The sequence below is a fragment of the Parafrankia sp. BMG5.11 genome (assembly GCF_004337455.1).
Map to the genome: position 1 here is coordinate 76,918 of NZ_SJXI01000036.1, position 19,010 is coordinate 95,927.

A 19,010-nucleotide genomic window follows, 5' to 3' on the forward strand; every position below is an offset into this window, starting at 1 on the left:
TCGGTGTCAGAGGTCCTGAGCCTCCGTGCGGGCGGTCTCCGCCGGCGGTGAGCCGGGGTGCGTCGCCGGGGTCTCGGGCGGTGCCGGTTCCGGTGGCGGAGTGGTCCGCGGGGGCGTCTCCGGCGGGGGTGCGGTGGTCCTGGGCAGGTCCTCCGGCGTCGCTGGTGGGGGCGGGTCGGTGGCCATGGGTGATTCCGGCGTCGGGTGCGGCTGCGCTGGTGGGGGGTTCGTCGCGCCCGAGCCCTGCGACGGGAACGGCCAGGACGGACCCGGACCCGGTGCCTGCGGCACGGCCGGTGGGCGCTGTGTCCCGGGTGTGGCCGGTTGGCCGCCGCTCCCGCCGGACCGCGGGGCGGCCGGCGCCTGAACCGGGCCGCCGGCCGGTCCCCGGCCCGTTCCCGGATCCTGGCCCGTGCCCGGCAGGCCCTGCTCCAGGCCGCCCGCGGCGCCGCCGACGGTGCCTCCGGTCGCTTCGCCGGGCGTCCCCGCGGACGTGCCGCCCGCCGCGCCGTCCGCCAGGCCGTCCCACGTGCCACTCGGCGTGCCGGCGGATGTCCCGGCGCCGCGGCCGTCGGTGGTGCGCCGGCTGCCCGCCGACTGCCGCTCGGCCGACCGCTGTTCCGCCACGCCCCCGGCGGTCGGCGTGGGCGGCGGGCTCGACGGCGCCCGCGGGGCCTGCGCGCCGTCGCCCCAGCTCGGGAGCAGCTCCCACGGAGTGAGGACGCTGCGCGCCGGCGTCATCGCGACGACCGTGGCGGTGGTCAGCACGGACGCCGCGACCACCAGCCCCCGCACCGGGCGGCGGGCCGGCTCCGTGGGACGGTCCACCACGGCCGGATGCCGCAGCCGCTGGCTGATCTCGGCGATCACCGGCACGGGCAGCCAGCCGGGCGGGCGGGGGCTGGCCCCGAGCTGGGCGTGGCAGCGGCCCAGGATCTCGGCCGGCGTCGGCCGCCGCTGCGGCGCCTTGGCCAGGCACGACTCGATCAGCGCGCGCAGGTCGCCGTCCACGCCGGTCAGCTCCGGCTCCCCCCGGACCACGCGGTAGATCACATCGGCGGTGTTGCCCTCGCCGAAGGCGTTGCGCCCGGTCGCGGCGAAGGCGAGCACCGACCCGAGGGCGAACACGTCGGAGGCCGCGTCCACCCGTTCGCCGCGAGCCTGCTCGGGCGACATGTACGGCGGCGATCCGATGACCTTCCCGGTGGTGGTGCTGCCCGCGTGGTCGGCTGCCCGCGCGATCCCGAAGTCGATCACGCGGGGCCCGTCGATCGCCAGCAGCACGTTCGCCGGCTTCAGGTCACGGTGCACGACCCCCGCGCCGTGGATGGCGACGAGCGCCTCCGTCACCCCGGCGGCCAGCCGGAGCAGGCTGGACGGCGGCAGCGGGCCGTTGCGCAGCACGCTGTCGCGCAGCGTCGGGCCGTGGATGTAGGCGGTGGCGAGCCACGGGCGGTCCGCGGCGACGTCCGCGGCGATCAGCGGCGCGGTGAACAGGCTGTTCACCCGGCCCATCGCGGCGACCTCCCGCTCGAAACGACGCCGGAACTCGCTGTCGGACGCCATGTCGGCGCGGATGACCTTCACCGCGACCGGCCGCTGCCCCGGGGAGTGGCCCAGATACACCGTGCCCATGCCGCCGGAGCCCAGCCGGCCGTGCAGCCGGAACGGCCCGATCTCCCGAGGGTCGTCGGCGCTGAGCGGGGCGAGGAAGTCGTCGGCCGGCCCGCCGCTGGAACGCTGGGAGGGGACCCTGCCGGGGGACGCGTGGGGTGGGCGTGATCCGGGCGGCGCGCCGCTGGTGCGCGGCGGCCACGGCCCGACCGGCGGCGGCTGCGACGGGACGTCCGCCCCGGGCGGGGCTATCCGGGTCTCGCGCTCCGCCTCCAGGATCGCCGCGAGCTCGTGCCACCGCGCCACCCAGGAGCCGACGTCCCCACCGCAGGCGGACACGAAGGCACACAGGACGTCCAGCGCCGGCAGCGACCCGCCGCTGGCGGCGCCGGCCAGGATCTCCGCCGGCATTCCGCTGCGTCGCGCCAGGGTCCGGTACGAGGGATTTCCCGCCCCGCGCCGCACCGCGCGAAGATCGCGCCCGAACGCGCCGACCGGGCCGGTTGACGGGGTCGTCGTACTCTTCCGTGCTCGCACAGTGCGTCGGTCCTCCTCCGGGGCGCGGGCGCGGGTGACCGGACGGCCGGTGGCGCTGGCGGGATCCTGCCAGTGTGCATACTCCACGTCGCCAACTGGACACGTAGCGAAGCTGGCGAGTTTCCGACAGGGGTGCGGCGCGCATCACGACCCGCTCGGCGCGCGCGGACCCGCTCGGCGCGGGGCGGATCCGCCCGGCGGGACGCGCGGACACGCACGGCGGGATCGAGGTGAGCGCGAGGCCCGTGCCCGGGGAGGATGACCGGCGTGCCCGCTGACCCCGACGCCCACGCCCACGCGGTGCCGGCGGGACGGGCCGGCCGGCGGGAGTGGACCGGGCTGGCCGTCCTCGCGCTGCCCACGCTGCTGCTGTCGCTGGACCTGAGCGTTCTCTACCTCGCGCTGCCCGGCCTCACCGAGGACCTGCGGCCCAGCGCCACGCAGCTGCTGTGGATCACCGACAGCTACGGCTTCCTGATCGCCGGCTTCCTGGTGACCATGGGAACCCTCGGCGACCGCGTGGGCCGGCGCCGCCTCCTGCTCGCCGGCGCGGTCGCGTTCGCGCTGACGTCCGTGCTGGCGGCCTGGGCGACGAGCCCGACGATGCTGATCGCCGCGCGGGCCCTGCTCGGGATCGCCGGTGCCACGCTCATGCCGTCCACCCTCGCGCTGATCAGCAACATGTTCACCGACGAACGGCAGCGGTCCACCGCGGTCGCCGTCTGGATGAGCTGCTTCCTCGCCGGGATGGCGGCCGGCCCGGTGCTCGGCGGCCTGCTGCTGGAGTACTTCTGGTGGGGTTCGGTGTTCCTGCTCGGCGTACCGGTCATGGCGCTGCTGGTCGTGACGGCGCCCGTGCTGCTGCCCGAGTACCGGCACCCGGGGGAGGGCCGCCTCGACCTGGTCAGCGCGACGATGTCGCTGCTCGCCGTCCTCGCGGTCGTCAACGGGCTCAAGGAGACGGCGGCGGGCGGTCCGGGCCCGGGTGCCGGCGGGTCGGTCGCGGTCGGGCTGCTGGTCGGCTGGCTGTTCATCCGCCGCCAGCGCGGCCGGGCCGACCCGTTCGTGGACGTCGGCCTGTTCGCGAACCGGTCGTTCACGGCCGCGCTCGGGCTCATCCTGTTCGGCGCGTTCGTCATGGGCGGGATCAACCTGTTCGTGACGCAGTACCTGCAGCTGGTCGCGGGACTCACCCCGCTGCGGGCCGGCCTGTGGCTGGCGCCGGCGACGCTGGCCGTCATCGGCACGAGCCTGGCCGCCCCGGTGGCGGCGCGGTGGATCGGCGCGGGGCGGGTGGTCGCCGCCGGGCTGGGGGTGAGCGCCGTCGGCCTCGCGATCCTCACCCGGGCCGGCGATGGCGGGCTGATCCTGCTGGGGTTCGGGTTCGTCCTGGTCTTCCTGGGTGTCGGACCGCTGGGCGTGCTCGGCACCGATCTGGTGGTCGGATCAGCGCCGCCCGCGCGGGCCGGGTCGGCGGCATCGCTGTCGGAGACGGGCAGCGAGCTGGGCGTGGCCCTCGGGGTGGCGCTGCTCGGCAGCCTGGGCACGGCAGTTTATCGGCACCGCCTCACCGCGGCGATCGACGTCGGGAGCCCGGCCGGGGGCGCGGGCCAGCCGGCGCCGGCTGGCCAGACTGGTCCGTCGGCCGTGGTGGCCGATGCCGCCCGTGACGGCCTCGCCGGCGCAGCGCGGGTGGCGGGCTCACTCCCGGATGGCGGGACCGCCGTGCTGGAACCGGCCCGCGACGCGTTCACCGCCGGCCTGCACGCCGTCGCCGCGGCGGGATGCGCGCTCGCGGTCCTGTTCGCGGTGCTTTCGGTCGTGCTGTTCCGAGACGGCGCCGGTGGCGGTGCCCGGTAGCGGTGCCGATCGTGCCTTTTCCGGGCCGTCGGAGAAGCTGAACCCTTTTTGCGCCGTAACCTAATCGGAGGCCGGCCCCGGGCGGTTTCCGGTGACAACGCCGCCGCCGCGGTCGGCATGGTCGTGCGCGGCCGCCGTGACCGGATCGGCATTTCCCGGCGGCGCTGCGGAAACCGTGGAGGGTTCTGTTCCCGTCACCGCCGCACCGGCCATGGCAGGAGAGATGAATGACCTGGTGGTGGGCGGTGTGGGTGTCCCGTTCGCGACGCTCGCCGGGGTGCGCGCGGCCGGGTGCCGGCTGGCCCGCACGCCCCGACGCGTGCGCCCCCAGGGCTTGAGTGTCGAAAGGAACGTGGCGGTGATGAACATCGCGTTCATCAGGCAGGCACCCGTGATGATCGCGGCCGTGGGCGCGGTGTAGTCGACGTTTCCGTCCGCTGTGGCATGGCCCGCGCGCACGATCATGGTGCGCATGAAGGCGGCCGCGAAGAGGACGGCGACCACCGTGATCGCCAGTTTGGTCACGACCCACCAGTGGTGCAGCAGACCCCAGCGGGTGCGCAGCGAGATCGCGATCCCCGTCGCGAGGGTCAGCAGCGCCAGCGGAATGTTGAGAGCCCGGTCGAACACGTGCATGAGCTCATAGGCCGGATGCCGGATGTCGCTGTCGAGGGACGCGGTGATGGCGAGCGCGAGCTGGCCCAGTGCGACGCCGTTCCACCCGACGCTCACCAGGACGTGCACGGTTAACAGAATCTGACGGGCGACCCGCCGCTGCCTGCGGGGTCTCGCCGGGGGCCTGGCGGTTGCGATCGCGGTGGCAGTCATGCCGGCGACTCCGGATGTCGGATGGATCAAGCCAGAAAGTGCTATCGCGGAGCGGTGGCGCCGTCGTATGTCACCCGGCTACCCCGAACGAACGGAAATCACAATACATGGCACGAGAGGGCTAGATACCAACCTTTCGAGGTCAGGTCCGGATCGTGCCAGCGGGGCCGGCATTCCGAATTGGGAATGGCTCGCGGAGACGAATCCGCTGGTCGGAGGCTCGGCAGCGGTTCGGGGCGGCCGTCGGCGCGTGGCGGGCCGCCTCGGATGTCCCGGCCGGCGGCCCCAGCTTCGCTACGCACTGTCACTTGGGGCTTGGGTGCGTTGAACCATGTACGGTCTGACAGAGTGGGTGAATGCGGTCGGGGTGCTTTCGGTACACCAGCCTGGGCCCGCCATTCGTGACGCTGCGTGAGAATTGTGGCGCGGCTCTCCCGTTCGCGCCGGCCGCCTGGTGGCCAGGGCACGGTCGCCGCGGCGGGGCACCGGCGGTGGGAGCGGCGGTCGCGCAGAGACCGCTGTGATCGTCCCTGGAGCCGCCGTCGGCCTGCCCATCCGGCGGGTGCGGCCGCCCCCGCGGCGGCCCGGGACGGCCGTCGGCGCGCGGCGCGCCCACCGGCGCGGGACCCGTGCTCAGGCACACGCCCGGCTCGTGCGGTGCCGCCGGCTCGTGCCGTGTTGCCGGGCGGCGCGAGGCGACAGTCGGGCGGGCGGTCGCGGTCGGGTGGCGAGCGACACGCGGCAGGGCAGCAGGCAGCAGGCGCGACGTGACAACTCGACACGAGCAGGGGGTGCGGACCGGATGGCCAGACCGACGGGACTCTCAGGGAGCGGGCGCGAGCGGAGTGCCGCGTGTTCGCCGCCGTAGTCGCCCACCTTGTTCTCGCCGCGGCCCTGCCCGCGCTGACCGGCCGGCTGGGCCGCACGGCCTTCCTGCTCGCGGCCGCCGCGCCGGCAGCCACGTTCGGCTGGCTGGTGGTCCGGATACCGGCCGTACTCGACGCGGCCACGGCCGCGCCGTCCGCGCTGGCCACACCAGCCGCGGCTGGTGTGGCTGCCACGACGGCCACGACGGCCGCCGTCGGAGGGCACGGCGCCCCCGCCGGTGACCTGCTGGTCGAGACTCTCACCTGGGCGCCGACCGTCGAGCTGGAGATCGTGTTCCGGCTCGCCCCGCTGGCACTGCTGATGGCGCTGCTCGTCACCGGCGTCGGCGCGGCGGTGCTGGTCTACTCGTTCGCCTACCACGCGCCGCACGCGGCCGACGGCGGCGTGCCCGTGCCGGGCTCGGCGGGGCCGGGCCGGGCGAGCGCCGCGCTGCTCGCGTTCGCGGGCGCGATGCTGGGGCTGGTCCTGGCCGACGACCTGTTCACGCTCTACCTCTTCTGGGAGCTCACCACCGTCTTCTCCTTCCTGCTGATCGGGCAGGACGGCGTGAGCGCCCCCGGCCGGCGGTCCGCCGTCCAGGCGTTGCTGATCACCAGCGTCGGGGGCCTGGCGATGCTGTTCGGCTTCGTCCTGCTGGGGCAGGCGGCGGGCACCTACCGGATCTCGCGGATCGTGGCGGCGCCGCCGTCCGGCGCGGTGGTCACCGCGGCGCTGGTGCTCGTCCTGCTGGGCGCGCTGACGAAGTCGGCCCAGATCCCGTTCCACTCCTGGCTGCCGGCCGCGATGGTCGCGCCCACCCCGGTCAGCGCGTACCTGCACGCCGCGGCGATGGTGAAGGCCGGGGTGTTCCTCGTGGCGACGCTGACCCCGGCCTTCGCCGGCGTGGTGGGCTGGCAGGTACCGGCGGTGGCCCTCGGCGCGGCGACGATGCTGCTCGGCGGCCTGCGCGCGCTGGTGCAGACCGACCTCAAACGGCTGCTCGCCTTCGGTACCGTCAGCCAGCTCGGGTTCCTCACCGCGCTGGTCGGGTTCGGGTCGCGCACCGCGGCGCTGGCCGGTGCCACGCTGATCCTCGCGCACGGGCTGTTCAAGGCCGCGCTGTTCATGGTCGTCGGCATCGTCGACCACCAGGCCGGGACCCGTGACCTGCGGGACCTGTCCGGCCTGTGGCGGAGCGTCCCGGTGGTGTGCGGGGGAGCGGTCCTCGCCGCCGCCTCGATGGTCGGGCTGCCGCCCTTCCTGGGCTATCTGGGTAAGGAGGCCGCCTTCGAGGCGCTCGTCCACGGCGGGGCCGGCGAGCTGGCGCTGCTCGCCGTGTTCGTGGTGGGCTCCTGCCTGACCACCGGGTACGCGCTGCGGTTCCTGTGGGGCGCGTTCGGCTCGTGGCCGGGCGCGCCGCCGAGCGCGGTCGCCCGTCCGGCGGCGGTGTTCGTGGCGCCGGTGGTGGTGCTGGCGCTCGCCGGGCTCGGCCTGGGGATCGCGCACCGGGGCGTCGACCGCCTCGTCGCCGCCTACGCCGACGCCTTCCCCGCCGGGGCCGCCCGCTACCACCTCGCGCTCTGGCACGGGCCGGGCTGGCCGATCGCGCTGTCCGCCGTCGCGGTCGCCGGGGGCGTACTGGTCTTCGCCGTGGCGGCGCGGGCGACAGCGCCGATGACACCGGCGACGGCGATGCCAGGGCGGCCGCGGTGGCTGTCGCCGCGCCTGCCCGATCTCCTGGACGCGCAGCGCGGCTACGAGCGCGCCGTGCGGGCGCTGGACTGGTCGGCGGTCGCGGTCACCGGCCGGCTGCAGACCGGCTCGCTGCCGGCGTACCTCGGCGTCATCCTGCTCACGGTTCTCGCGGTGCCGGGCACCGCGCTGGTCACCGGGGCCTCCTGGCCCGACGACCTGCCCTGGTGGGACTACCGCATCCAGCTCCCGCTCGCGGTGGGCATCCTGCTCGCCTCGCTGGCGGTCGTCCGCGCCCGCAGCAGGCTCACCGCGACGCTGCTGCTCGGCGCGGTCGGATACGGGATCGGCGCGCTGTTCGTCGTCGACGGCGCGCCCGACCTCGCGCTGGCCCAGTTCCTCGTCGAGACCCTGTCGCTGATCGTTTTCGTCTTCGTGCTGCGGCGGATGCCGGTCCGGTTCTCGACGGCCGACCGTTCGTCGCCGCTGCGGTTGCCGCGGATCGCCGTCGCCGTCGCCGTCGGGGTTTTCGTGGCCGGGTTCGCGATCGTGACCAGCGGCTCGCGCGCCGGGATGGCGCAGCCGAGCCGGGAGTTCATCGCACGCTCGCCCGGCGAGACCGGGGCGACGAACGTGGTGAACGCCATCCTGGTCGACTTCCGGGCGTTCGACACCCTCGGCGAGATCGCGGTGCTCGCGGTGGCCGCGCTCGGTGTGGCCTCGCTGCTGCTGCTCGTCCGCACCCCGCAGGGGCGCACGATCGACCAGCTGCTCGGCCCGGCGGACCGACGGGCCGAGGAGCCGGTGCGGGCACGGTCGGTCCTGCTGGAGGTCACGACCCGGGCGGTGTTCCCGGTGGTGCTCGTGTTCTCGCTGTACCTGCTCTTCGCCGGCCACACCAGGACGGGGGGCGGCTTCTCCGGCGGGCTCGTCGCCGGCCTGGCGTTCGTCCTGCGTTATGTGGCGGGACGGCGCCGCCGGGTGGGCGCGGCCGTCCCGGTGGTGCCGACCGCGGTGATCGGCACCGGGCTGGTGACCGCGGCGGCCGCGGGGCTCGCGCCCGCGCTGCTCGGCGATCCCGTCCTGGAGAGCTATGTGTTCAAGGGTGATCTGCCGGTCCTGGGTCACGTCGAGCTGGTGACGAGCCTGTTCTTCGACGTCGGGGTCTACCTGCTGATCATCGGCGTGGTGCTCGAGCTGCTGCGCACGCTCGGCACCGCCGTCGACAAGGAGGCCGACGCCGAGATCGAGGCGGGCCGCGAGCGCGTGGACGAGATCGCATGAGCCCGGTGAACCTGACCTCGGCCCTGGTGGTCGGCGGCCTCTACACGGCCGGGACCTACCTCCTCCTGCAACGCTCGCTCATGCGCGTGCTCATCGGGCTCGTCCTGCTCGGGCACGGCACGAACCTGCTCCTGCTGCTCGTCGGCGGGGAGAGCGGCCAGCCGCCCATGGTCGGCTCGGCCCGGCCCGAGGACATGTCGGACCCGCTCCCGCAGGGCATGGCGCTGACCTCGATCGTCATCACCTTCGCGCTGACGACCTTCCTGCTCGCGCTCGCGTACCGGGCGTGGACCCTGCTCGGGGACGACGAGGTGCGCGACGACATCGAGGACGCCCGCATCAGCCGCCTGGAGTCCGGCGGATCAGCACATCCCGGGCAGGCGGGACCGCCCGGGACAGCGGGACAGCCCGACGGGGACGACGGAGCGGGACAACTCGGCGGGGGACCGGCCGACGGGGCCGAACAGTCCGACCGGGAGGACCGGGAGCCGCCGCGCGAACCGGGTGAGCTCGCCGTGCCCGGCCTGCTCGAGCGGTGCGACGCCTACGGACGGCGCCCATGAGCGTCCTGGCGGTTCTCCCGGTCGTGGTGCCCCTGCTCGCCGCCGGCGCCGTGCTCGTCCTGCGCGGCCGGGTGCGGGCGCAGCGGATCCTCGCGCTCCTGGTGGTCGCGGGCGTCGTCGCCGACGCGGTGGCGATCGTCGTGATCGCCGACACCGACGGTCCGCTGGTCGCGAACCTGGGCGGATGGCCGGCGCCGATCGGCATCACGCTGGTCGCGGACCGGCTCTCCGGCCTGCTGCTGCTCACCTCGGCCGTCGTCACCTTCGCGGTGCTCGCCTACGCGATCGGCCAGGGCGTCACGGAGGACACCCGGCGCGGCAACAGCTCGATCTTCCAGTCGGTGTACCTGGTCCTGGTCGCCGGTGTGGCGCTCGCGTACCTCACCGGCGACCTGTTCAACCTGTTCGTCGCGTTCGAGGTCATGCTGGTCTCGTCCTACGTGCTGATCACGCTCGACACCACCCCGGGGCGCATCCGTGCCGGCATGACCTACGTGATCGTCAGCATGACGTCGTCCCTGCTGTTCCTCACGATGCTGGCGCTGGTCTACGCGGCGACCGGGACGATGAACCTCGCCGACCTGTCGGGGCGGGTCGGCGAGCTGCCGGAGGGCCTGGCCGGGGCGCTCGGCCTGCTGGCCCTGGTCGTCTTCGGTATCAAGGCGGCGGCCGTCCCGCTGCACTTCTGGCTGCCGGACAGCTACCCGACGGCACCGGCGCCGGTCACGGCCGTCCTCGCCGCCCTGCTGACCAAGGTCGGCGTGTACGCGCTGCTGCGGACGCACACCCTGGTGTTCGCGCACGACGGGGTGTGGGTGCTGCTGCTGGTCGCCGCGGTGGTCACGCTGCTCGTCGGCGCCCTCGGCGCGCTCGCCCAGGACAACCTGAACCGGATGCTGTCGTACCTGCTGGTGAGCCACATCGGCTACATGCTGTTCGGCCTGTCGCTGTTCACCGTGATCGGCCTCACCGGTGTGATCATCTATATGGTGCACCACATCGTGGCGCAGGCCGCGCTGTTCCTGGCCAGCGGACTGATCACCCGGTACGCCGGGACGTCGGTGCCGCGGCGCATGGGCGGGCTGGCGGCCGCCGTGCCGGCGACGGCGGTGCTCTTCGCGCTGCCGGGGCTCAGCCTCGCGGGCATCCCCCCGTTCTCCGGCTTCGTCGCGAAGCTGACCCTGCTCGAGGCCGGGTCCGGGGTCGGCACCTGGCCGGTTTACGCCGCGGTCGCCGCCGGCCTGGTCACCAGCCTGCTGACGCTCTACGCGATGGCCCGGGTGTGGACGCTGGCCTTCTGGGGATCGCGCCGGGCGAGCGTGCCCGACCCGGAGCCCGCGGACGACCTGGTGGTCGGGACGGAGCGGGTGAACCGCCCGATGATCCTGGCGACCGGTGGGATCGTCGCCGTCGGGCTGGCCGCCGCGGTGTTCGCCGGCCCGCTGGCCGCGCTGAGCCAGCGGGCCGCGGACGATCTGCTCGAGCCGTCGGGCTACGTGGAGTCCGTGCTTCCGGGCGCCGTCCCGGTGGGGCTCCCGCGGGCCGTTCCGGCAGGGGCCGGCCGATGAGCCGCCGGAGCGCCGGGCCCGAGCCGGCCGCCCGCGTGTTCCGTCGGCCCGGCCGGTTGCTGTGGCTGTGGGCGGTGTGGATGCTGCTGTGGGGCAGGCCCACCCCGCTGGCCGCGCTCAGCGGGCTGCTCGTGGCGGCCGTGGTGCTCGCCGCCTTCCCGCTCCGCCCGGTCGCCCCGGGGGCACGGTTCCGGCCGCTGCCGGCGCTCGCCCTGCTCGGCCACCTCGTCGCCGACCTCGTCCCGTCCGCGGTGGCGGTGGCCTGGCAGATGGTCCGGTACGGCCCGCGGACGCGCTCGGCGATCGTCGCCGTGCCCCTGGGCGCGACGTCGGAGGTGGTGTCGACGCTGACCGCGAACGCCGTCTCGCTCGCGCCCGGCGCGTTCGTGCTGGAGATCGACCACGAGGCCGGTGAGCTGTACGTCTACGCGCTCGCCGCCGGCGACGAGCAGGCGGCCGACCGTACCCGCGCGACCGTGCTCGGCCTGCAGCGCCGGGTGCTGGCCGCCTTCGGCGCCGCAGCGGACGTCCCCGCGCCCGGCCGTCGCCGTCGCGGCGCGCGCGCCGGCACAGATGACGCCGAGGTACCCGACCGGGAGGCACGGTGATGACCACCGTCTACACGATCACGTTCGTCCTGCTCGCCGTGGCCGGGCTGCTCACCCTGGCCAGGGCGCTGGCCGGGCCCACCAACCTGGACCGCATCGTCGCCCTCGACGTTCTGGTGATCCTCATCGTCGCGGGTGTCACGGTCGAGATCGGGATGCGCAACGAGGGCTGGAACATCGCGCTCGTCGCGGTCGTCGCGCTGCTCGGCTTCCTCGGGTCGCTGACCGCGGCCCGACTGGTCGAGCGGCGTGGGACAACCCGCTGATGGCCCGCCAGGTGATCTCCGCGGTGCTGCTGCTGACCGGCGCGCTGTTCTGCCTGCTCGGCGCCTGGGGCCTGCTGCGGTTCCCGGACGTCCCCTCCAGGCTGCAGGCGGCCACCAAGCCCCAGACGGTCGGCCTGGTGTCGATCCTGCTGGGCAGCGCCGTCCAGCTCGCGCCCCGCCACGCCGCCGGGCTGCTGCTCGTCGCGCTGCTGCAGCTCGTCACGGCGCCCGTGATCGCCCAGCGGGTCGGCCGGGCGGCCTACCGCACCGGCCGGTTCCGCCACGACCTGCTGGTCGTGGACGAGCTGGCCCGGCGCCGGGGCGGAGTCGCCAGCCCGGGCCAGGCCGCCGAACACCGGTGACACCCGCCAAGCCCGCCCGGGCCGGGCGGCCCGGCCCCGCCAGCCGGCGGCTCAGGTCGGCTGCGGCCCGCCCGGTTCGCTCTGTTCGGCGAGGAAGCGCTCCAGCGCCGCGCCGAGCTCCTCGCCGGTCGGCAGCGGTTCGGAGTCGTCGACCACCGGCAGGTGCTCGCCCTCGCGGCCGCGGTGGAACGCGTCGTACTGCTCCTCGATCGCTTTGACCACGTCGGCGGCCTCGCCGCCGCGCGCGATCTGGCTGTCGACCTCGCCCCGCACCTCCAACGCGGCGGAACGCAGCCCGTCCAGCGGCAGGAGCAGCCCCGTGGACTTCGAGACGGAGCTGAGCAGCGCCTCGGTCGCGGCCGGATAGGTGGCCTGCGCGAGGTAGTGCGGGACGTGCGCGGCGAAGCCCATCGCATCCGCCCCGGACCGGCCGATCTCGTACTCGAGCAGGTGCCCGGCGCTGCCGGGTACCGACAGCCGCCGGACCCACGGCTCGTACCCGACGAGCAGTTCCTTGCGTGTCGCGTGCGCGGTGACCCCGCACGGACGGGTGTGCGGCACGGCCATGGGGATCGCGTTCAGCCCGACCGACATGCGGACGCCCAGCTCCGCCATGACCGCCTGGACGGCCTTGGTGAAGCGCTTCCAGTGCAGGTCCGGCTCGGGGCCGCAGAGCAGCAGGAAGGGCGTGCCGGCCTCGTCGTGGAGCAGCTCGATGGCCAGGACGGGATCGTCGTAGCTTTCCCAGTGGTCCTCGTAGAAGACCATGGGCGGGCGCCGGGAGCGGTAGTCCATGAGCTGGTCGACGTCGAAGGTGACGATCCGCTCGTGCTGCAGCGCCGTCGTCAGGTGCTCGCTGGCGAGCCCGACAGCGCCACCCGCGTCGACGACCCCGGTCATCGCCTCGATCAGTACCGGGCGGCCGAGGTCGTCCAGGTCGCTCCTGATCTCGTAGAGCTCTCTGGGGTCAAGCATCGGTCGTGCCCTCCCTCACCGATCTGGTCCGCGGCGGTCCGCGGTGACACCCTGGCACTAGGAAGTCGCCGTGGCGGTCCCGCATTCCGACTCCGCCGGGGCAGCTCCGATGCGCATGATCGAGAATACCAACGCCCACCCTCGCCCCGGCGGAAATAGTGCCGTACGAGCGGCGTGGCGCCATCGTGCCCGCTATGTCGTGATCGCGTCTCTCGGGATCGCGGGTCACCGCCCGGTCAGCGACCCGCTGCTCACCCGGACGTCGCCGATCAGGCCGGCCAGCCGCAACCGCAGCCGGGGGGTTCCCGGGCGTTCCGAGACCATGGCCAGCTCCAGGTGCCGGTCGCCGAGCACGACCAGGCCGCTCATGTCGACCTCCATCCCGTCCGGGACGCTGATGGTGAGATCGCCGATCAGCGAGATATAGAGAATGTCGAGCACGCCGTCGGTCACGGCATCCTCGTCCATCAGCGCACCACGCAGATCCAGCGTCCAGTCGCCGAGCAGGTTGACTATCACCGTCCGCCGGGGCATCCGCCAACGGCCGAGCCGCCGTCCGTCGCCGAGAATGTTGACGATCGTCGACGACGAGCGCTGGATGCCGACCCGCGGCGGGACGATGCCGGCCCCGGCCTGCGCCAGCTCCTCCGCGGTCTGGGCGGCCCAGGCGCTCCCGACCCGCTCGCTGAACTCGTCCAGGGTCAGCCGCCCGTCGCCGCAGGCCGCGCGCAGGTGGTCGGCGGTCGCCTGCCGGTCGGCGTCGGTGATCGGCGCGGATGGGTCGTGGCGCGGGCCGGCGCTCTTCGCCTTGCCGACGCCGAAAGCGGGCCCGGGAGCGGAAGCGGGCCCGGGAGCGGGGCCGGTGCTGCCGGCGGGGCCGGCCTCTGCCGGACTGCCGGCCTGGCTCGGACGGACCGGCGCGGCGTCGTCGCCGGTCGCGGGAGCCGGGCCGGGATCGGGTGAGTCGGGCATGTCCCGACCGTAGCGGCCCACCCACCCGGCGCGAAGCCCGCCTCGGCCCCGGCGACGGACCGGCCGGGAACCGGTCTCACAGGGAGGTGAAGGTAAAGCTCCGGCCCCTGGCCCGCAGCGCCGGCAGGACCTGGCGAAGCGCCTCGACGGTCTGCGATCGATCGCCGCCGCCGTCGTGACACAGCAGGATGTCGCCCGCCCGGGCGCCGGTCAGCGTCCGCACGATCGAGGCCACCCCGGGCCGGGTCCAGTCGCGCGGGTCGACGCTCCAGCCGACCGGTGTCAGGTGCTGCGCGGCCGCGGCGGCGAGGACGGCCGGCGACCAGTCCCCGCCGGGCGACCGGAAGTACCGGGGAGCGACCCCACCGGCCGCGGTGATGATCGCCTGGGCCGCGGAGATCTCCCGGGCGACGGTCGCGGCGGAGCCGGCGCCGAACGGCGTCGGATGGTCGAGCGAGTGGTTGCCGACCGTGTGCCCCTCGGCGAGGACGCGCCGGACCAGCTCCGGGTGGGCTTTCGCCTGGACCCCGATGACGAAGAAGGTCGCGCGGACACCGTTGCCACGCAGCACCTCCAGGATCCGCGGCGTCCAGACCGGGTGCGGTCCGTCGTCGATGGTCAGCGCGATCGCGTTCGCCGGCGCCGCGGGCCGCGCGCCGCGGACCCGGCTCACCGCGCCCGACCGCCTGCCCGCCGCGGGGGCGGCCAGGGCCGGGTCGAGCGCGCCGAGTGCCGTGAGGCCGGCCGCTCCCGCGATCGACCACCCCAGCAGCCGTCGCCGGGACGGCCCGCCCGCCCGGCCGCCGCCGGCCTCACCGCCCGCTTCGCCCCCGGCCTCGAAACCGCCCCCGGCCCCGAAACCGTCCCCGGACGAGGGCCGCACGCTCATGGCGAGACCTCACCGCTGCGACTGGAGCGGACGCGGCACGTACGGCTGACCTTCATCCCGTTGTCCCTTCACTGTTCCGAACACCGGGTCTCACAGCGCCCGGCGCCGGTAGACCATACGTCGTATGTGCCGGTACAAAGCGGGCATAAATTGCGGCTGGAAATGTCAACGGCGGGGATGAAAAAAGAGGTTGCGGACGGTGGCCGGTCTGGCCCGGAGCCGAGTGGTACCAGTGCCGGAAAAGGGCCTGACGGGAGTAAAGCGTCCAGTTGTTGCCGGAAAGGTGCGGCCGGGTCGGATGGGAGTGCTCACCCGCTGGCGGCCACCGGCACCGAGCCTGCCCTACAACGACCCGGTAGGTCCCATTAGTAGATGCAGGCGGCGGCGGCGGTCACCGGCGGCTCGGTCGTCGCGGACGATCCCACCGACGGCCCCACCGGCAGTGTGGCGGACGGCCCCGGCGTGCCCGGGGTGGTGCCGGCCGTGGCATCCTGCCCGGTCCCGGCGATCGGCCGGGCCAGGATGTCGACGCCGGCGCCGACACTGACACCGGTCGGCGCCGTGGCCGTGGGCATCGCCGTGGGCGGGGGTGTGGGGGTGGCTGTTGGCTGTTCGGCCGGGGAGGCGGGCGTCGATGCCACGTCGGGTACCTGAGGCGTCACCGTGGGGGTGGCGCTCTCGGTGGGTGGGGGGGCGACTGCCGCGGTGGGGGCGGCCGGTGCGCCGATCGAGGGTTCCGGGGTGAAGGCGCCGCCGAGCGGGATGGGGTCTCCGGAGCCGGTGGGCTCGGGCAGGGACTCGCCGCCGGTGATGTTCCGGAAGAACTGCCGCATCTGGTCGGGGTCGTACAGGAAGTAGAAGGCCGGTTCGGCGATCTGGCCCGTGATCGGGACGGTGGAGAACGTGACGGCGCCGGTCGTCATCCCGCGCATCCGCTCGGCCAGCGCGCGCAGCTCGGTGAAGCCGGTCTCGTCGTCCAGCACCACCGACCGCGTCACCGCGCCCAGAAACGCGGCGAGCTTGGTCGGGCGCAAGAGGACGTCGCTGCTGCTGACCTTTCGGAACATCGCCGCGAGAAACGCCTGCTGGCGGCGGATCCGGGAGAGGTCACCGTCAGCGAAACCATGTCGTTGCCGAACAAAGGCAAGCGCATTGCCGCCGATCAGATGATTGTTTCCCGGCTGCCCGAGGAAACCGGAGCTGGGGTCGTTCAGGTTCATCGACCGCACCCGCCGGCCGTTCTCCAGTGTGTGCGGCTCGACGTAGCTCGATGCCTGCAGACACACGTCGATGCCACCGATCGCGGACGTCATCTGCTGGAAGCCGTTGAAGTCGAGTTCGGCGTAGTGGTTGATGCGCAGTCCCGCCACCTGCTCGAGGGTGGCGACGAGGAGCGCGGGGCCACCGCTGCCGAACGCTGCGTTGATCCTGTCTCGGCGGGCCCGGTGGTGGGTGCCGCCGTCGTCGGTCCAGGCCGGGATGGGCACCCTCAGGTCACGGGGGACCGACACGATGTTCGTCCGCCCGTCCGAGGCCAGGTGGGCGATCATCATAGTGTCGGATCGCGCGCCGCTGACCGCCGCGGCGTCCGAGCCGGTGCGCACGTCGGAGCCGACGAGGAGCCAGGTCTCGGTGCCGACCGGCGCGGGTGGTGGGCGGGTCACCGTGATGTCGGCAGGCGGCGCGATGGTCTCGCGATCGATCCTGCGGTCGTAGAAGGTGATGACGAACCAGCCGGTGGTGGTTACCACCACCACGGCGACCGACAGCAGGGCGGTCAGGACGAGCAGAACCCGGCGTACCGGGCCGCGCCGCGCGGCGCCGGCCGCCGCGTCGCTCCCGTCACCCGGCGGGTCGGCCTCGCTGCCGTCTTCGGCCTCGCCGTCGATGTCGCGTTCGCGGGTGTCGTGCTCACCGTCCATGGTCTCTGCCGGCGTCACTTCGGGGGCGTCGCACGACTGCCGTGCGCGCGTGTCCCGCATGCCGCCGCCCCCCGCCGCGCCTCATACCGGCGCGTGCCTGCCGGCAAAAACAAAGGTAAGTCAACGAAAGATAAGTCAACCAATAGTGATGTTGCGGGCCCGCAAGTCGGATGTGACAACCGACGCGGGACGAATCGGGGCACACCGCATCATCTGTCAGATGAGGGTGCTGCTGCCGCGCGGACGCCGCCGGACGGCCCGAACGTGCCCCGCCCGCCCGCCCGGACGGTCGGGCGCGGCCGGTCAGACAACGGCAGGTCGGGCGCGGCCGGTCAGCCGCGGCCGGCCATTAGGCGCGGACGGCCACCAGGTGCAACGAGCCGGGGTCCTCCCGGTACACCGGCGAGCTCGGGGACGTCCCAGAGGCAGACGTCCCGGAGGCGATCTTGAAGCCGGCGCCGACGAGCCGGCGCTCGGCCGTGTGCGCGTCGTAGTGCCACCGGTTCACCGGACTGGTCGGGTGCCGCGCGTTCCCGCGCCGGGGCAGGCCGAGGTGCCCCGCGCCCCGCTCCTCCCCGGGCGAGCGCAGGCGCTGCCACGCCACCAGCTCGTCGGCGTCGATCTCGCCGCGGACGTACCGGTCGACCGCGTACCGCAGGTCAGGTAGCACGACGTGCAGCGTCCCGCCCGGGCGCAGGACGCGGGCGTACTCCTCCAGCGCCCGCCGCATCGCCGGCGGCGGCAGCTCCTGCAGGACGTGCGCGCAGAGGAGGTGATCGACCGAGTCGTCGTCCAGTGGCAGCGCGGCCCGCGGGTCGTGCCGCGCGACGACGGCCACCTCCCGGGCCTCCCACTGTTCGCGGATCGTCCAGCCCCGTCCGCCCCGCGGCCCCGCCGGTAGGTCGCGCGGGCGCGGGCGTGGACGCGGACGTGGGCTGGGACGGGGGCGGGGGGCGAGCCGGGCGACGACCGCGGCCAGCCGCGGCCGGCGCGCCGATCGCCAGCCGGCCGCGCACCCCCTGCGCAGCAGGCGCAGCGTGCGGGACGCCCGCAGCAGCCGGGTGAGGTCGGACGTCCGCCGCAGCGCGGGGTAGGCGGCGACGAGGCCGGGGGAGAACGCGGGGTCGAGGTTGACGTAGTCCGGCAGGACCAGGTGGGACGAGGTGACGTTCACCCACAGCTCGCCCCGGCTGTTGCGGTGGTACCGCAGGCGCCGTGCCCGGCCTGGTGGCGCCGGGAGCCGTGCCGTCCGGTGCGTCATCCCCGTCTCGTGCCCCATTCGTCCGTTGCCCGTGGGCGATCCGTCCCGGCGTCCGCGCCTCCGACCAGCCGTCGGTGACCCGTCCGAGGCCTGGGCGCGCCTTTTAGTCGTCGCTTAGGCACAGAGAGTAGATCGATCCGGGCTGATGTCCGGCATCTCTGCTCGGCGCGTCCCCGGGTGTTCCCGCTGTGGTGCGGTCTCCGTCCACGTCGTCGCCGCCCGGCGCGTCATCGCTTCAGGTAGCGATCATTTCAATACAGAGAGTCATACTTGCTTCGGTGTCAGCGGCCAGGCGCCGGACACCCGGGCACCACGAGGCCGGGCACCACGAGCGGACGGCCCACCCCGACCGGACCCCGGTCTCGAAGGAGCGCTAGATGCGTGTACTGGTCCTCGGTGGCGACGGCTTGCTCGGCGGTGAGCTGGTCCGCCGGCTCGTCCGCGACCATGACGTCACCGTCGCCGTCAGGGCCACCGCACCGTCCTGCCCGCCACCCGCCGACCGGGTGCTCACCGGCGTGGACGTCCGCCGCCGCGACACCATGGTCGACGCGTTCGCCGCGGTGCGGCCGGACGCCGTCGTGAACTCCGTCGGCCTGGTCGGGCGGCGCGCGGAGGGACGTGAGGAGGGCGTGCCCGACCCGGTGGACGTCCACGGGATGACCAAGCTGCTCGGCGAGGTGCGCAACCGGGCGCTGTCCGCGCGCCGGCTGCGGTCGGTAACCGGCTCCGGTCGCCCGGGTGGCCGGCGATGGTCGACGAGCTGGCGACCGCGATCGAACGGCGTGACATCGAAGGCTCCCCCCGGCTCCCCCCGGCGCCGCCCGGCGCCTCGTCCCGGCGCGATCGGAAGCCCCCGCGCCGCCCTCACCTCCCCGAACGGAGTGCACGCCGATGCCTGACAGGAACCTCGACGAACACGGCTCCGGTAACCGGCCGCCG

General features: G+C 74.2%; 15 protein-coding genes. 8 read left to right on the forward strand and 7 right to left on the reverse strand.

The genetic code is table 11. The features are described from left to right. Positions 1 to 6: 6 nt before the first annotated feature. A complete protein-coding gene (locus E0504_RS24205; protein WP_131625919.1) occupies positions 7 to 2,151 on the reverse strand; it encodes a serine/threonine-protein kinase in 2,145 nt (714 codons plus the stop codon). 258 nt (positions 2,152 to 2,409) lie between these two features. On the opposite strand from E0504_RS24205, the gene E0504_RS24210 reads away from it, so the two are divergent. After that, the gene (locus tag E0504_RS24210; RefSeq protein ID WP_373693932.1) at positions 2,410 to 4,011 is read left to right on the forward strand and encodes an MFS transporter; all 1,602 of its coding nucleotides are present in this window, start codon (positions 2,410 to 2,412) and stop codon (positions 4,009 to 4,011) included. 60 nt (positions 4,012 to 4,071) lie between these two features. Here the strand turns inward: E0504_RS24210 and E0504_RS24215 are convergent, their stop codons facing one another. Beyond that, positions 4,072 to 4,755, reverse strand: a complete 684-nt coding sequence (locus E0504_RS24215; RefSeq protein ID WP_243657602.1) for a hypothetical protein — start codon at positions 4,753 to 4,755, stop codon at positions 4,072 to 4,074. A 936-nt stretch (positions 4,756 to 5,691) separates the two neighbouring features. On the opposite strand from E0504_RS24215, the gene E0504_RS24220 reads away from it, so the two are divergent. From E0504_RS24220 to mnhG, 6 genes are read left to right on the forward strand one after another with little or no spacing between them, the layout of a single operon-like run. After that, on the forward strand, positions 5,692 to 8,682 hold the full coding sequence (locus tag E0504_RS24220) for a Na+/H+ antiporter subunit A (protein WP_112106609.1): 2,991 nt from the start codon (positions 5,692 to 5,694) through the stop codon (positions 8,680 to 8,682). Then, positions 8,679 to 9,245, forward strand: coding sequence for a Na(+)/H(+) antiporter subunit C (locus tag E0504_RS24225; protein WP_112106608.1), 567 nt, complete (start codon positions 8,679 to 8,681; stop codon positions 9,243 to 9,245). The genes E0504_RS24220 and E0504_RS24225 overlap by 4 nt, the downstream gene beginning before the upstream one ends. Then, on the forward strand, positions 9,242 to 10,813 hold the full coding sequence (locus tag E0504_RS24230; protein ID WP_112106607.1) for a Na+/H+ antiporter subunit D: 1,572 nt from the start codon (positions 9,242 to 9,244) through the stop codon (positions 10,811 to 10,813). The genes E0504_RS24225 and E0504_RS24230 overlap by 4 nt, the downstream gene beginning before the upstream one ends. Then, entirely contained in the window at positions 10,810 to 11,421 is a 612-nt protein-coding gene (locus tag E0504_RS24235; RefSeq protein ID WP_112106606.1) for a Na+/H+ antiporter subunit E, read from the forward strand. Before E0504_RS24230 ends, E0504_RS24235 begins: the two co-directional genes overlap by 4 nt. Then, a complete protein-coding gene (locus tag E0504_RS24240; protein ID WP_020462681.1) occupies positions 11,421 to 11,687 on the forward strand; it encodes a monovalent cation/H+ antiporter complex subunit F in 267 nt (88 codons plus the stop codon). Before E0504_RS24235 ends, E0504_RS24240 begins: the two co-directional genes overlap by 1 nt. Then, complete coding sequence (gene mnhG, locus E0504_RS24245) at positions 11,687 to 12,049, forward strand: monovalent cation/H(+) antiporter subunit G (protein WP_018500178.1); 363 nt, start codon at positions 11,687 to 11,689, stop codon at positions 12,047 to 12,049. The genes E0504_RS24240 and mnhG overlap by 1 nt, the downstream gene beginning before the upstream one ends. Before the next feature lie 51 nt (positions 12,050 to 12,100). Here mnhG and E0504_RS24250 read toward each other — a convergent pair whose 3' ends face one another. From E0504_RS24250 to E0504_RS24270, 5 genes are all read right to left on the reverse strand, one after another. Beyond that, positions 12,101 to 13,024, reverse strand: coding sequence for a proteasome assembly chaperone family protein (locus tag E0504_RS24250; protein ID WP_020462680.1), 924 nt, complete (start codon positions 13,022 to 13,024; stop codon positions 12,101 to 12,103). Positions 13,025 to 13,249: 225 nt separating this feature from the next. Further along, a complete protein-coding gene (locus tag E0504_RS24255) occupies positions 13,250 to 13,996 on the reverse strand; it encodes a DUF1707 domain-containing protein (protein WP_243657603.1) in 747 nt (248 codons plus the stop codon). A gap of 76 nt (positions 13,997 to 14,072) precedes the next feature. Beyond that, the gene (locus E0504_RS24260) at positions 14,073 to 14,885 is read right to left on the reverse strand and encodes a polysaccharide deacetylase family protein (RefSeq protein ID WP_131625921.1); all 813 of its coding nucleotides are present in this window, start codon (positions 14,883 to 14,885) and stop codon (positions 14,073 to 14,075) included. A 365-nt stretch (positions 14,886 to 15,250) separates the two neighbouring features. Further along, positions 15,251 to 16,867 (reverse strand): LCP family protein, encoded by a 1,617-nt coding sequence (locus tag E0504_RS24265; RefSeq protein WP_131625922.1) that lies wholly within the window; start codon positions 16,865 to 16,867, stop codon positions 15,251 to 15,253. A 289-nt stretch (positions 16,868 to 17,156) separates the two neighbouring features. Then, positions 17,157 to 18,068, reverse strand: coding sequence for a class I SAM-dependent methyltransferase (locus E0504_RS24270; protein ID WP_131625923.1), 912 nt, complete (start codon positions 18,066 to 18,068; stop codon positions 17,157 to 17,159). Positions 18,069 to 18,445: 377 nt separating this feature from the next. Here E0504_RS24270 and E0504_RS24275 point away from each other — a divergent pair, with 377 nt between their 5' ends. Next, positions 18,446 to 18,970 (forward strand): NAD-dependent epimerase/dehydratase family protein, encoded by a 525-nt coding sequence (locus E0504_RS24275; RefSeq protein ID WP_235014870.1) that lies wholly within the window; start codon positions 18,446 to 18,448, stop codon positions 18,968 to 18,970. Positions 18,971 to 19,010: the final 40 nt, after the last annotated feature.

What these genes read in the sequence shown, in the direction of transcription:
- E0504_RS24210 (WP_373693932.1), top strand. Translation starts at nt 2,410, where the DNA reads ATGACCGGCGTGCCCGCTGACCCCGACGCCCACGCCCACGCGGTGCCG.
- E0504_RS24225 (WP_112106608.1), top strand. Translation starts at nt 8,679, where the DNA reads ATGAGCCCGGTGAACCTGACCTCGGCCCTGGTGGTCGGCGGCCTCTAC.
- E0504_RS24230 (WP_112106607.1), top strand. Translation starts at nt 9,242, where the DNA reads ATGAGCGTCCTGGCGGTTCTCCCGGTCGTGGTGCCCCTGCTCGCCGCC.
- E0504_RS24235 (WP_112106606.1), top strand. Translation starts at nt 10,810, where the DNA reads ATGAGCCGCCGGAGCGCCGGGCCCGAGCCGGCCGCCCGCGTGTTCCGT.
- E0504_RS24240 (WP_020462681.1), top strand. Translation starts at nt 11,421, where the DNA reads ATGACCACCGTCTACACGATCACGTTCGTCCTGCTCGCCGTGGCCGGG.
- mnhG (WP_018500178.1), top strand. Translation starts at nt 11,687, where the DNA reads ATGGCCCGCCAGGTGATCTCCGCGGTGCTGCTGCTGACCGGCGCGCTG.
- E0504_RS24250 (WP_020462680.1), bottom strand. Translation starts at nt 13,024, where the DNA reads ATGCTTGACCCCAGAGAGCTCTACGAGATCAGGAGCGACCTGGACGAC.
- E0504_RS24255 (WP_243657603.1), bottom strand. Translation starts at nt 13,996, where the DNA reads ATGCCCGACTCACCCGATCCCGGCCCGGCTCCCGCGACCGGCGACGAC.
- E0504_RS24260 (WP_131625921.1), bottom strand. Translation starts at nt 14,885, where the DNA reads ATGAGCGTGCGGCCCTCGTCCGGGGACGGTTTCGGGGCCGGGGGCGGT.
- E0504_RS24265 (WP_131625922.1), bottom strand. Translation starts at nt 16,867, where the DNA reads ATGCGGGACACGCGCGCACGGCAGTCGTGCGACGCCCCCGAAGTGACG.
- E0504_RS24270 (WP_131625923.1), bottom strand. Translation starts at nt 18,068, where the DNA reads ATGACGCACCGGACGGCACGGCTCCCGGCGCCACCAGGCCGGGCACGG.
- E0504_RS24275 (WP_235014870.1), top strand. Translation starts at nt 18,446, where the DNA reads ATGCGTGTACTGGTCCTCGGTGGCGACGGCTTGCTCGGCGGTGAGCTG.